Annotated in this window: 14 protein-coding genes; 9 read left to right on the top strand and 5 right to left on the bottom strand. The window is 70.6% G+C overall.

Annotated elements, in window-relative coordinates; all coding sequences use genetic code 11:
- Nucleotides 1–554 precede the first annotated feature (554 nt).
- Nucleotides 555–1,382 (top strand): LuxR C-terminal-related transcriptional regulator, encoded by an 828-nt coding sequence (locus ACLBX8_RS22545; RefSeq protein ID WP_020091193.1) that lies wholly within the window; start codon nucleotides 555–557, stop codon nucleotides 1,380–1,382.
- Nucleotides 1,383–1,751: 369 nt separating this feature from the next.
- Here ACLBX8_RS22545 and ACLBX8_RS22540 read toward each other — a convergent pair whose 3' ends face one another.
- Entirely contained in the window at nucleotides 1,752–3,137 is a 1,386-nt protein-coding gene (locus ACLBX8_RS22540) for a UDP-glucose dehydrogenase family protein (protein WP_447715765.1), read from the bottom strand.
- A 406-nt stretch (nucleotides 3,138–3,543) separates the two neighbouring features.
- Between ACLBX8_RS22540 and ACLBX8_RS22535 the strand changes: the two genes are divergently transcribed.
- From ACLBX8_RS22535 to ACLBX8_RS22520, 4 genes are all read left to right on the top strand, one after another.
- Nucleotides 3,544–3,765 (top strand): DUF6894 family protein, encoded by a 222-nt coding sequence (locus ACLBX8_RS22535; RefSeq protein WP_020091195.1) that lies wholly within the window; start codon nucleotides 3,544–3,546, stop codon nucleotides 3,763–3,765.
- 100 nt (nucleotides 3,766–3,865) lie between these two features.
- On the top strand, nucleotides 3,866–4,093 hold the full coding sequence (locus ACLBX8_RS22530; protein ID WP_020091196.1) for a hypothetical protein: 228 nt from the start codon (nucleotides 3,866–3,868) through the stop codon (nucleotides 4,091–4,093).
- 317 nt (nucleotides 4,094–4,410) lie between these two features.
- Nucleotides 4,411–4,716, top strand: coding sequence for a hypothetical protein (locus tag ACLBX8_RS22525; protein WP_020091197.1), 306 nt, complete (start codon nucleotides 4,411–4,413; stop codon nucleotides 4,714–4,716).
- 271 nt (nucleotides 4,717–4,987) lie between these two features.
- Nucleotides 4,988–5,197: a hypothetical protein gene (locus ACLBX8_RS22520; RefSeq protein WP_447715764.1), complete on the top strand. Its 210-nt coding sequence runs from the start codon at nucleotides 4,988–4,990 to the stop codon at nucleotides 5,195–5,197.
- Nucleotides 5,198–5,228: 31 nt separating this feature from the next.
- Here the strand turns inward: ACLBX8_RS22520 and ACLBX8_RS22515 are convergent, their stop codons facing one another.
- Nucleotides 5,229–6,254: a glycosyltransferase family 2 protein gene (locus tag ACLBX8_RS22515; protein ID WP_447699952.1), complete on the bottom strand. Its 1,026-nt coding sequence runs from the start codon at nucleotides 6,252–6,254 to the stop codon at nucleotides 5,229–5,231.
- A 206-nt stretch (nucleotides 6,255–6,460) separates the two neighbouring features.
- Between ACLBX8_RS22515 and ACLBX8_RS22510 the strand changes: the two genes are divergently transcribed.
- Nucleotides 6,461–7,318, top strand: coding sequence for a glycoside hydrolase family 16 protein (locus ACLBX8_RS22510; RefSeq protein WP_447699951.1), 858 nt, complete (start codon nucleotides 6,461–6,463; stop codon nucleotides 7,316–7,318).
- 323 nt (nucleotides 7,319–7,641) lie between these two features.
- On the opposite strand, the gene ACLBX8_RS22505 is transcribed toward ACLBX8_RS22510, so the two are convergent.
- Both ACLBX8_RS22505 and ACLBX8_RS22500 read right to left on the bottom strand, forming a co-directional pair.
- A complete protein-coding gene (locus tag ACLBX8_RS22505) occupies nucleotides 7,642–7,872 on the bottom strand; it encodes a hypothetical protein (RefSeq protein WP_447699950.1) in 231 nt (76 codons plus the stop codon).
- A 54-nt stretch (nucleotides 7,873–7,926) separates the two neighbouring features.
- Entirely contained in the window at nucleotides 7,927–8,664 is a 738-nt protein-coding gene (locus ACLBX8_RS22500; RefSeq protein ID WP_427508512.1) for a sugar transferase, read from the bottom strand.
- Between the two features lie 211 nt (nucleotides 8,665–8,875).
- Between ACLBX8_RS22500 and ACLBX8_RS22495 the strand changes: the two genes are divergently transcribed.
- Together ACLBX8_RS22495 and ACLBX8_RS22490 are read left to right on the top strand one after the other, a co-directional pair.
- Complete coding sequence (locus tag ACLBX8_RS22495) at nucleotides 8,876–9,028, top strand: hypothetical protein (RefSeq protein WP_020091203.1); 153 nt, start codon at nucleotides 8,876–8,878, stop codon at nucleotides 9,026–9,028.
- 174 nt (nucleotides 9,029–9,202) lie between these two features.
- A complete protein-coding gene (locus ACLBX8_RS22490; RefSeq protein WP_447699949.1) occupies nucleotides 9,203–10,279 on the top strand; it encodes an acyltransferase family protein in 1,077 nt (358 codons plus the stop codon).
- Nucleotides 10,280–10,299: 20 nt separating this feature from the next.
- On the opposite strand, the gene ACLBX8_RS22485 is transcribed toward ACLBX8_RS22490, so the two are convergent.
- Complete coding sequence (locus ACLBX8_RS22485; RefSeq protein ID WP_447681938.1) at nucleotides 10,300–10,521, bottom strand: DUF6894 family protein; 222 nt, start codon at nucleotides 10,519–10,521, stop codon at nucleotides 10,300–10,302.
- A gap of 555 nt (nucleotides 10,522–11,076) precedes the next feature.
- Here ACLBX8_RS22485 and ACLBX8_RS22480 point away from each other — a divergent pair.
- Nucleotides 11,077–12,096: a glycosyltransferase family 2 protein gene (locus ACLBX8_RS22480; RefSeq protein ID WP_447699948.1), complete on the top strand. Its 1,020-nt coding sequence runs from the start codon at nucleotides 11,077–11,079 to the stop codon at nucleotides 12,094–12,096.

Genomic DNA, 12,096 nt, shown 5'->3' with positions numbered 1-12,096 from the left:
TCAGTACTCGGACCCCAACAGGGTAAACAACCGAGTACGCATGTTGCCTTTTAGCCTCAGTCAGGTACAGCGGCCCCTCATCCCTCGAATACTCCCGTCACGAATACCTACATCGCACCGAGATCATTGAATTGCCCTCAAAGTCCCACCGATACGACCACGCAACAAGTAGTTCCGAATAAGACAAAGTTTCGATATTCTTAAAACCCACATCTGAGCGACTACATTCGAAAAGATCTTGAATCGGACCACCACAGACGGCGAATGATCTTGCGAATGCATCTCTCCACCAGCACCGTCGTGCGCAATCAAACAAATCACTATGTACGTACGTAGTGCGCGATGATTGTATTTAGCCCTGCAATTTAAGGGTTAAGATTCAAATAGGGTATTTACAGACGATTTTACGAAAGCTAGCATTGTATCCGTGGTCATCGGCAATCGCCCCAAGGCGACCGGCGCCACCGCGTATCTCAGTGTCACGCCGTCGGCGAGCGCATTGGGTATCCCGTCATCGCTGACATTCGGCTTCCTTCGAAAGGAGGTAATTTTCTATGGCCAGTCTTGGTACTCGAGACGCGCTCACCCTCGTTGAGCGGGACACGGCCGAAAGCCGCCGCGGCTTTTCGGGTGCACATGCCGGTGACAACCCGGTCGTCGTCGAGCAACGGGACCAGTCCCGGGGCCGCGCCAGCCGCATCGTCATCATCGATCGACGCCAGCTCGTCGGCCGATGCCTCGCCGCCTCGCTCAGCGAGGCCGACCGGCAGACGTCGTTCGAAGTCTTCGCGGACATCGAATCGTGGAAGCGGCAGACGCCGTTCGTCGCCGCGAGCGTGGTCGTTCTCTGCCGGCCCGACGGCAACCTGACCGAGACCGAATGGACCGAGATCACGCGGGAACTGGCGTTCCTGCAGGGCGAGGCCGGCGCTCCGCCGGTGGCCGTCATCTCGGACGGCGAGAACCTCGACCAGATCGTGCGGATCATCAAGCTCGGCGTCAAAGGCTACATCCCGACGACGACCTCCGTGGACATCGCCCTGCAGGCGCTCCAGCTCGTGCAGGCCGGCGGCGTCTACATCCCGGCCGAATGCCTCCTCCCCCTGCTGGCCAACATCAAGGTGGACGAGCCGGTCGAGGCCGGGGACGACGACATCTTCTCGCCGCGGCAGCTCTGCGTGGCGCGGGCGCTCCGGAAGGGGACGCCGAACAAGATCATCGCGTACGAACTCAACATGTGCGAGAGCACCGTGAAGGTTCACGTCCGCAACATCATGAAGAAGCTCAAGGCCAAGAACCGGACCGAGGTCGCCTACCTGACCAACAAGTACTTCCTCCGGGAAGATTCCAGCCTGGCGAGCGTGAAGGCCCCGGCGGCCTGATCGCTCGGGCGCCGGCCCCGCCGCGGCGGGGCCGCCCTGGCAGAAATTCGGTCCGGCGCGGCCGGACGGAGCTTCGGGGTCTCCTCGTGGATCGCCTGCCCGGGCGGCCCGCGAGGGGACCCGTTTCGCGTCCGACCGTCCCGCCAAGCGGTCGGCGGATCGGCGCGGCGCCACCGGCCCGGTCCCGACGCCGCGGATCGGCCTCCCCGTCCTCTCGCCCCGCGCGCCGGCGCAATCACCGCGGCCGGAGCGGCCGCATGCCGGGTCGCTCGTGCGGGGGATCGTCCAGCGGATCGGCGGGGCTCCCGTCCGCCGCCCTCATCGGCGCCGGGCGACGACGGGCCCGCGTTCCGCGGGCCCGGCCGCGCCTCACGCGGTCCCGGCGACGGCGTCGGCGGGGGGCAGAGCCGGCGGGATCTCGGACTCGTCGCCGGGCTGGTCACCGGGTTCGTCAGGCCGGCCCACGCTGCTGTAGGCGAAGCCGTGCGCCCGGACGTCGGCGGCCCGGTAGACGTTGCGGAGATCCACGAGGACCGGTCGCTGCATCGCCGCCCGCAGCCGGTCGAGGTCAAGGGCCCGGAACGCGTCCCACTCGGTGACGAGGACCAGCGCGTCTGCGCCCTCGGCACAGTGGTAGGCGTCCTCCGCGAAGGCGACGCCGGGCAGGAGCGGGCGCGCCTGCTCCATGCCCTCGGGATCGTAGGCGCGGATTACGGCGCCGGCGTCCTGCAGGCCCGCCACGATCGCCAGCGCGGGCGCGTCGCGCATGTCGTCGGTGTTCGGCTTGAAGGTCAGACCGAGGAGGGCGATCGTCTTGCCCCGCACCGACCCGCCGCAGGCCTTGATCACCTTGCGCGCCATCGCGCGCTTGCGCTGGTCGTTGACCGCCACCACCGTCTCGACCAGCCGCAGCGGCGTGCCCGCGTCCTGCGCGGTCTTGACCAGGGCCAGCGTGTCCTTGGGGAAGCACGAGCCGCCGTAGCCCGGCCCGGCATGCAGGAACTTCGACCCGATCCGGTTGTCCAGGCCGATGCCCCGCGCCACCGCCTGCACGTCCGCGCCCACCGCCTCGCACAGGTCCGCCACCTCGTTGATGAACGTGATCTTCGCCGCGAGGAACGCGTTCGCCGCGTACTTGGTCAGCTCGGCCGTCCGGCGGCTCATCGCGACGATCGGCGCGGCGTTGAGGTAGAGCGGGCGGTAGATCTGCTCCATGACCGCCACGGCCCGCGGCTCGTCGGTGCCGACGACGATGCGGTCGGGGCGCTTGAAGTCGGCGATGGCCGCGCCCTCGCGCAGGAACTCGGGGTTCGAGACGACCGCGAACTGCGCCTCGGGGTTGGTCTCGCGGATGATGCGCTCGACCTCGTCGCCGGTGCCCACCGGCACGGTCGACTTGGTCACCACCACCGTGAAGTCGCGCAGCGCGCGCGCGATGCTGCGGGCGGCCGCGTAGACGTAGCTCAGGTCGGCGAAGCCGTCGCCGCGGCGGGAGGGCGTGCCCACCGCGATGAAGACCGCGTCGGCCTGACCGACCGCCGTCTCCAGGTCGGTGATGAAGGACAGGCGGTCCTGGCGGACGTTCTCGGCGACCAGGGCCTCGAGGCCCGGCTCGTAGATCGGCATCCGGCCGGCATTCAGCGCGTCGATCCGGCCGCGATTGCTGTCGACGCACACGACCGTGTGGCCGAAATCCGCAAAGCACGCGCCAGAGACCAGACCGACATAGCCCGACCCGACCATCGTGATGTTCATGGAATCCTCGCCGCGATCGCACCGACGCTCGGGTCTACGGCGGCCCGACAGGGCCACCAACATCATATCTTAGGCGTACGCGGCTCTGCCGATCGGGCGTAGCGGCGACGATTCGGCCCGACCGGCCCCACCCGGCCGCGGTCCGTCCCGAACCGGCAGCCGGGCCGCCCTGAACCGCGCCTTACATCGCCATCCGGCCATGGCGGCGGCCGGGCGGCTACGCCATTCGGCTGATCCGGCGGCGCCGGTCGACGATCGCGCGAACATTTTCCCGGCGCATCCCCCGAATTGTCAAAGACAGGCTGCTTTTTCCCGACCGCTTTGTCCGGGAGCGCGAACGGCTAAGATGCTAACACCGGTCTATAGAACTGAACTCCCCGAAGAGTTCCGGCGGAGGAGAACCCTGTTGGCGGCGCGTTTCTACTTCGAGATCGCAAATGCCGAGGAGACGATCCACGACCACGTGGGGGTCGAGGCCGCTGGCCTCGAGGAAGCCCTGATCGAGGCGCGTAGCGTGATCGCCGAGATGGCCGACGAGATTACGGGAAACGGCCGGGAGCCGCCCTGGACCCTCCTCGTGCGCAACGAGGAGGGCTGGCTGGTCGGCCGCCTGCCCATCCGGAAGTGACGGCCCGCGCCGCTCGGACGGCGCGGGGGTGCGGCCATTAAGATATCGTTAACGGATCGTCCGGAGGATCGGCTGAGCCCTCGAACCGTGGCCATCCGGAATGCCCCTCTCCCAGAACGTCCCGCACGCCGCCCGCCAGGCGGACGCGATGGCTGCCCAGATGGCGCTGGCCGCCCACGCGCTGCGGATGCGCGGCGATGTCGGGACCGCCGAGTCGCTCCTCGCGATGGCGCGACACAACCGGATCCTCGCGCTCAAGCTGCGGATCGCGCAGGATCTGGCGCCGGGCCAAGACCGCGCCGAGCGCCGGGCTACCGCCGGCCGTTAACGCCGCGCGCGATCGGCCCGGGACGGTCACGGAGCCCGCGCCGCACGCGACGGGACGCGTCTCACCACCCGAGCCGGGCTCACCCGGACCGGCCTGCCGGCGGTCCGTTGATCACTGTGGCGAGGGTTGCTGGCGGGCGCGGCGCCCGCGCGCGTCGTGTCGGCGCTCCGACCGGGCGCCGACCGCCCCGCCGGGGACCGGCCCACGGTCGACGGGAATCAATGCAGGATCCACATCACCGATCATCGGCGCGGTTGGCGCCGAATAAAGTCCGTGATAGTGTAAAAAACTAACATCCGACAGGAAATTCAGTCGTCGTGTCGCCCCCGGACGCCGGACATTCTGAGGTCAGCACGACCCTGGCGCTGGACATGGTGGGGCGCGCCTACCTGGCCCTGGCGCTCCTCTACGAGACGGCCCATCCGGGAGAGTTCGTCGACGTTCAGCAGAAGATCCGCGCGTTCGTCGAGGACAATTTCCGCATCATCCAGGAGACGAGCCGCGACGAGAGCCTGACAACCGGTACAGTTGACGGCGCCCTTCACCTTGTGAACAGCGTTTTGGTCGAGGTCGAGACCAAGATCGCCACAATGATCCGGCCGACGCGGCAGCTCCGCGGCTAGACGAGACCTTGAATTGCCCCCCGCTATTCAGTGACTGTTGCAGTCGAGCCATGGCGCGCGGATAAACGGCCCCGCGCCATAGGGGATCGAAGATTGCAATGGCTCCCGACGTCGACAGTCTTAGGTGAGCATGTTACCCGGCGGACGGGGCAGCAATAAATTATCAAGCACGATGATGGGCAGCGATGATTGCGATCGGGGGGCGCGCAGCGCGGATGTCGCGCTCGAGGTTCTCGTCCGAGCCTATCACGCTCTCGCGGTCGTCTACGAGTTGTCCAGTCCCGGTGCCTACACGGCGCTCCACGGCAAGATGATGCCCTACCTGCTGGACGGCTTCCGTCACGGCACGGCGCCGGACGCCGTCGATCCGGACCTGGACGCGACGGTCTCGACGGCCCTGGAGCGGGTCCGCAGCGCGCTGGACGAGGTCCGGTCCGACGTGGCGGCCGTGCGGGCGCGCAGGGAGGAGCGCGACCGCTGACGCGCCGCTGCCGGCCCGACCCAGCGCCGGCTCAGCGCGCCGGCTCGAGGCGGCGCTCTGGTCCGAGGAGCAGGCGCGGACCGGTCTCCCGCTCCGGCACGGACGCGGGCACGAGGCGCGCGAGCTTGGCCGCCAGGGTCACCGACAGGATGTGGCGCCACGCCAGGGGCGTGCCGAGCAACTCCCGCAGGGCCGCCGCGTAGCCCTGGGCGCGCCGCCGGTCGAGGACGCGCCGGTGCTGCCAGCGCCGCGCCGTGGCGGCGCGGTGGGCCCGGAGGGCCGCCCGCGCCTCCGGGGCGAGACCCGGCCGGCCCAGCATGGCGTCGTCGAAGGCCAGCATCGCCCCGAGGTCGTCCGTCCGGTGCTGCGCGCTCAGCGAGTTCGAGCGCTCGACCGCGACGTAGCCGCAGGGCGCGGTCACGGCGAACACCGCCCCGGCCGCCAGCGCCTCGACGTAGAGGGCGTAATCCTCCCCGAGCCGCAGCCGCGCGTCGTAGCGCAGCCCCTGCCGGTCCAGGAAACCCCGCCGCATGATCGGCTTCAGGAAGCCGAGCTCGCGCCGGCTCGCGCCGGGACGGGGGATGTTGCCGGTCACGAAGGCCGCGAGGGTGAGCCGCTGCGGCCGCCCCGGTCCGGTGACGAGGCCGGCGGCGGAGGCCGCCTCGCGGCCGCGGACCATGACGATGTCGTCGGCGATCAGATCCCAGGTCCGGGGCGCGGAGAGGAGCCGGCCGAGCCGGCCCTCGAGGAAGTAGTCGTCGGCGTCGAGGATGCAGAGCAGCGGGGCGCGGGCGGCCGCGATGGCGCGGTTCCGGGCCTCGGCGGGTCCGACATTCTCGGTGAGCCGGATAATCCGCAGGCGGCCGGTACCGTCGTCGGCCGCCGCGGCGGCCGCGCCGGTCGGGTCCGCGGAGGCGTCGTCCACCACGATGACCTCGGCGACCTCCGGCTGCCGGAGCGCCGAGGCGACGGCGGTCGCGATCGTGTCCGCGGCGTCCCGGGCCGCGATGATGACGCAGACCTCCGGGACGGGGGACGAGGCCTCTAAGCTGCGCACCGGACGACTCCGCGACTCTCCGGCCGGTCCGCGCCGCGGCCGGTCCGCCGGCACGGTAGGGCGATCCCGGCGCGGCGCGCGAGATCGTCCGAAAGGAGGGGGCCGGCCCCGGGCCGGATCGTCCGAATGATCCCCGGCCGGAGCCGCCCCCGCCGCTACGATGCGCGCCGCCGCGATCCTGCGGCGACTGGTTTGAGGACGTGCGCATGACGATCTGCTCCGGCCCGGGCCGCCGCCTCTGCGTGGCGGCGACGCTTCTCCTGCAGGCCTATCCCGCGAGCGCGGGCGAGACCGCCACGCCGCCGGCCGCGGCCCAGGCCGCCTCTCCCGCCGCGGCCCAGGCTGCCCAGGGCGGCGCATCCTTCGTGGAGTTGTTCAGCACCCTGAACGAACGCCGCTGGTACGTCTCGGACGGCTGGGTCAACGGCGACTGGCAGGGCTGCACGTGGTCGAAGCACCGCGCCCGGATCGCGACGCCCGGCGAACTCTCGCTGTCCCTGACGGACATCACCTACAAGGAGCGCCCCTTCAGCTGCGCCGAGATCCAGACCCGCGAGCGCTACGGCTACGGCACCTACGAGGTCCGGATGCGGGCCGGCACCGGGTCCGGCATGGTCTCGGCGTTCTTCACCTATAACGGCCCCGACAACGGCGACCGGCGGACGAACGACGAGATCGATTTCGAGTGGCTCGGCAAGGACACGAGCAAGGTCCAGCTCAACTACTTCGTCGGCGGCGTCGGCGAGCACGTCAGCCTCGACGCCCTCGGCTTCGACGCCGCGACCACCACCGCGGACTACGCCTTCGAGTGGCTGCCCGACCGCCTGCGCTGGTACGTCAACGGACGCCTGCTGCGCGAGGTCGTCGGCACGCCCGACCGGCCGCTTCCCTCCCATCCGAGCAAGATCATGCTCAGCGTCTGGTCGGGACAGGGCCCGGACTTCGCGTCGTGGCTCGGACCGACGGAGTATTCGGGACAGCCGGTCACCGCGCTGTTCGAGCGGGTCGCGTTCACCCGGATGGGCGATCCGTGCGGCTTCAAGGAATCGATCGTCTGCCGCTAGCCGCACCGGCGGGCGGACGCCGCACCGGCGACCGCCCCGGGCATCGGACCACACATGACACCGCACCGGGCTCCGGACACCGGAACCGGGCTCCGGACACCGGACCCGACACCGGACCCGACTAAATCTTAACGTCTCCGCGCCAGGCTGGGCCCTCGAACGCGCCCGGAGCCACGCGATGCATTGGTCGAGCCTCGTCATCGCCGCGTACGCCGCCGGCTTCGTGGAGTTCTGGCGGCTCTGCCTTCAGGCGCCGGCCGCCGAGGAGGATCCGGCCTGACGTGTCCGCTTCGCCGCGCCGGGCCGCACCGGGCCCGGACGGCTCACCGCTCGTTGGCGATGGGCCGCAGCAGGGCGCCGAGCAGGAAGGCCAGTTGCCCGCAGACCAGCAGCGCCGCCCCGCGCCGCAGGCACGCGCCGGCGCTCAGGTTGTAGACGAGGAGGCCGTAGCCGACCTCGGCCGCGACGATCGGGACGAAGACCAGCAGCCGCCAGACCGAGCCGAAGCGGCCCAGCATCACGCCCAGCAGGGCGTTGAGCATCATGCCCTTCATCGGCGCGCTCCGCGGCGGGCGCGGCGGGCGCGGCGCGGCCGACCGGTCATGGCCCTAGCGGCTGCCGCGCTGGCTCAGCACGGCCGGAACCGTCTTGAGCAGGATGGCGAGGTCGCGGCGGAGGCTCCACTGGCTGGCATAGGCGCAATCGAGGGCGACGCGCTCGGCGTAGCCCGTGTCGCTGCGCCCGGAGACCTGCCAGAGGCCGGTCAGGCCCGGCGGGACGGAGAAGCAGGCGGTGAAGTCGGCGCCGTAGCGCACGACCTCGGCCTGGACGATCGGCCGCGGCCCCACGAGGCTCATCTCGCCGCGCAGCACGTTCCAGAGCTGCGGCAGCTCGTCGAGGGACGTCTTGCGCAGGACATGGCCCAGCGCCGTGACGCGGGGATCGTGGGTGAGCTTGAAGGACGCCTCCCACTCCGCCCGGGCCTCGGGATTCTCGGCGAAATGCCGCGCCAGCACCGCGTCGCCGTCCGCGACCATGGACCGGAACTTCAGGCATCCGAAGGGGCGCCCGTGCCGGCCGAGGCGCTTGTGTCGGAAGATCGGCGACCGGCCGTCGCTGCCCCAGATCAGCAGGGCGATGAACAGCAGCAGGGGCAGAAGCAGGAAGAGCGCCGTCAGCGCGATCGTCGCGTCGAGGACGCGCTTCATCGCCCAGCTCGCCCGGAGGCCGGGGCCGGCCTGCCGCGGGGCCGGCAATGTCTTGACCAACGCCTCGTTCAGCGTCTCGACCATATCCTGCGGCGTCGACGACTCGATCGGCGTCGGGGTCCCAGCCGGGCGCAACATGTCGGCTCCTTGACTCGGGGTGAGACGGGATCGGAACTTGCGGAGCGACGCGCGCAGCCGGCCGGTTCGGCCAGCCTCGCCGCAGCCGGCTTCGGCGGCGCTCGGCCGGTCCGAAGGGGCGTCGATCGCAGGCGGAACCCTTGCGACAACACTGGGCCCACGACCGGTTCGGCAACAAGACGGCCGCCGATCCATCAATGGAGGTAAGGCGTTGCTGGTCGTGCTGGTGTTCGCTGCACTGATTGGAGGAGCGATCGGTTTCGCGGTTGTTCTACCGAAGGGGTTCCTGCTCGCGCTGCTGGCCGCCCAGGCCGGGGCGGCCGTCGCCGTCGGCCTCGTCGTCCTGCTCATCCGCCGCCGCTGACGGCCCTACCGGGCGGCGGGACCGCTTTCGGGGAGGTCCCGTCCGCCGATCGAGGTAAGGGCCCCCGCGCGGGGGCCGGTCTAAACCGGGCTGCCCGGCCCTCCCGGCCGGACCCGGCCGCGCGGGCGCGTTCTGCCCCGGCGCGGCGCGGTCGATCACCGGACAGGACGCGCCGTGGCCCCTTCAGAGCGCCGCATCAACGGGTTCGACGGCCTGCGGGCCCTGGCGTTCCTGATGGTCTTCGTCAGCCACAAGGCGCCGAGCCCGAGGACCGAGGCCCTCGGCACGGCCGGCGTGTGGCTGTTCTTCGTCCTGAGCGGCTTCCTGATCGTCCGGATCCTCGCCGCGGCCCGCACGGCCGTGGAGGCGGGCGCGTCGACCCCGCTCGGCAGCCTCGGGCTGTTCTACCGGAATCGAGTCGCCCGGATCGTGCCGGTCTACTACGTCTTCCTGTTCGTGCTCTACACGGTCCGGCCCGGCGACCCGGCCAGTCTCGGCAACGACGCGTTCAAGCTCGCGACGTGGTTCTACGTCACCAACATCTACATCGAGCTGAACGGCTGGGGCACCGAGCTCGGCCATCTCTGGAGCCTCGCGGTCGAGCAGCAATTCTACCTGCTGTTCGCGCCGGCGGCCCTGTTCCTGCCGCGGCGCCACCTCGGCACGCTGTGCTGGCTCCTGGTCGGGATCAGCGTCCTGGCGCACGGTGCCCTGTGGCGGGCGGGCGCCGCGCCGCGGTGCTTCGACGTCGACACCCTGGCCAATGTCGGACTGATCGCGCTGGGCGGCCTCGCCGGCCTGCGCACCCGGCCGCTCCCGGCCTGGCTCGCCCGCGACGCCGCCCTGGCCGGCGTGCTGGCCCTGTTCGTGGCCCTGCCGCTCCTGATCGCGCCGACCGGCTGGTGGCTCGTTCTCGGCCGCCTCAGCGGCGTCCTGGCGGCGCTGCTGCTACTGCAGGTGGTCGAGGCGTGGGAGGGCCGCGCGGTCGCCCTCCTGGAGATCCCGTGGCTGCGCCGGATCGGCGTGATCAGCTACGCCGCCTACCTGTTCCACGTGCCGCTCCACGCGGAGCGCGTGCTGGCCCTCGTCGGCCTCGACGTCGCCGGACCGCGCTCGGTCTCCATGGCGCTCGACCTGATGCTGACGCTGCTGCTGGCCGAACTGTCGTGGCGGCTCCTGGAGCGGCCCGCACGCCGGCTGCTGCGGGCCCCGCGCCGGCGAGTCGGCGCCTCCGCGCTGGTCGGCCCGTAATCCGCTCGCGCGTCCCCGGCTCAGCCCTTGATCGGCACCCGGCCGACCTCCGCGCCGGTGGCGTCGCGCACGACAAGCGTCCACGCGCCGGCCGGTCCCGCGACCTCCAGTTCACCCGCCATTTCGTCGATCACGCTGCGGGCCTCCGCGAGCGCCTCGGCCACGTCCGCGGCTTCCACGCCCTGCGCGTCGCGGATCGTCTCCTCGCCGTTCTCGATGTCGAAATAGAAGCGACTGGGCACTCATCTCCTCCCTGATTTTCGCCCTCGGGAGGGCCCTCGGATACTACCTACGTAGTTCGCCCACGTCCGACAATGCTCAGTAGGAGACATAAACCTTAACAAACATCAAAACTGTTTTCGTTGGTTGCGTTGCAATAATGTCGAGATTCCAGCCAAATAATCCATTATAGGTATCGCCGATCACCCTTGCGGCCGCTTCGGCGATGGCGGCGCGCGGTGACGGGCCTCAGGGGCGTTCGACATGGCAGCCTCCGGCGATTCGAGCCTCAAAAAAGATTCTCCTGCCTCGGCGGAGAGAAAACAAAAATTGCGCGCCCACGTCCGGACGATTCTGGCGAAGGGCCTCAGCGTCCGGAATTCCCGCCCCGCGGGCGACACAGCCCCCGACACGCACTGACCTGTTCCGGCCGTCGGGGCCATCCCCCGCAATGGGAGGGGATGGCGGCCGCCCTACGCCCTTTGAGCGTCGTGCGCGCCGATCGCTTCCGGCCAAAGTCGGGGGCGGTCTCGGAGGCCGCGCCCGGCGGCCCAGGAAGCGCGATGGCGGATCAACTCTTGTCCGATGCTCGGGGCACCTTCGTGGACGTCTCGTTCATCATGGCCGCGCACGACGCGGCGCCCTGGATCGAGACGGCCATCCGCTCCGCCCTCGCCCAGACCGGCGTCGCCGTGGAGGTGGTGGCGGTCGATGACGGCTCGCGGGACGGGACCGCCTCCGTGCTGGCGCGCCTGGCGGAAGCCGATCCGCGGGTCCGCGTCATTCCCCTCGCCGATGCCGGACCGGGCACGCCCCGGGGCCCGTCGAGCGCCCGGAACGCGGCGCTGAACGCCGCCCGGGGCCGGTGGATCGCGATCCTCGACGCCGACGACCTGATCCTGCCCGACCGCACCCGGACCCTGCTCGATCTCGCGCTCGCGGCGGATGCCGACCTCGTCGCCGACAACCCGATCCCGTTCACCGACATGTTCGACCCGCAGGGGCCCGGCATGCTGGAGGGCGGCCGGGAGCCGTATCTGTTCGAGATCGACCTCGCCAAGTACATCGCCAGCAACCAGCTGCTCAGCCGGGTGACCAAGCTCGGCTACCTCAAGCCCATGATGCGCGCCGAGATCCTGCGCCGGCACGGCATCCGGTACGACGAGGGCGTCCGGATCGGGGAAGATTTCCTGCTGTGCCTGGAAGCCCTCGCGGCGGGGGCGCGGTTCGTGGTCACCACCTACGCGGGCTACGGCTACCGGCGCGGACCCACCTCGCTGTCGCACCGGCTGCGCCAGGCCGACATCGCGCGCCTCGACGCGGCCTTCGCGGCCCGGGCCGAGCACGGCCGCCTCGCCGAGGCGCGGTCGCGCTCCGCCGAGATCCGCCACGGCAGCCGCGCCTACCGCGACGGCCTCGCGGTGACGCGGCTGATCGCCCAGGTCATCGAGGCGGCCCAGGCCGGCCGCTGGCGCGCGGGCGCGACCCTGGCGCTCCGGCATCCCCGGATCTGGCGGTTCCTGGCCGCGACGCTGCTGGCGGCGGCGGGCAAGCGCCTGCGGCCGCGGCCGCACGCCCACCCGATCGGACAGAGGTAA

Source organism: Methylobacterium sp. D48H (assembly GCF_053345715.1).
The sequence above is the reverse complement of the archived record's forward strand: the minus strand, read 5'-3'. Positions and strand labels throughout refer to the sequence as shown.

Excerpts from the sequence above, each read along its gene's own strand:
- ACLBX8_RS22540 (WP_447715765.1), bottom strand. The coding sequence starts at position 3,137 with ATGAACATCACGATGGTCGGGTCGGGCTATGTCGGTCTGGTCTCTGGC.
- ACLBX8_RS22530 (WP_020091196.1), top strand. The coding sequence starts at position 3,866 with ATGCCCCTCTCCCAGAACGTCCCGCACGCCGCCCGCCAGGCGGACGCG.
- ACLBX8_RS22545 (WP_020091193.1), top strand. The coding sequence starts at position 555 with ATGGCCAGTCTTGGTACTCGAGACGCGCTCACCCTCGTTGAGCGGGAC.
- ACLBX8_RS22510 (WP_447699951.1), top strand. The coding sequence starts at position 6,461 with ATGACGATCTGCTCCGGCCCGGGCCGCCGCCTCTGCGTGGCGGCGACG.
- ACLBX8_RS22500 (WP_427508512.1), bottom strand. The coding sequence starts at position 8,664 with ATGTTGCGCCCGGCTGGGACCCCGACGCCGATCGAGTCGTCGACGCCG.
- ACLBX8_RS22505 (WP_447699950.1), bottom strand. The coding sequence starts at position 7,872 with ATGAAGGGCATGATGCTCAACGCCCTGCTGGGCGTGATGCTGGGCCGC.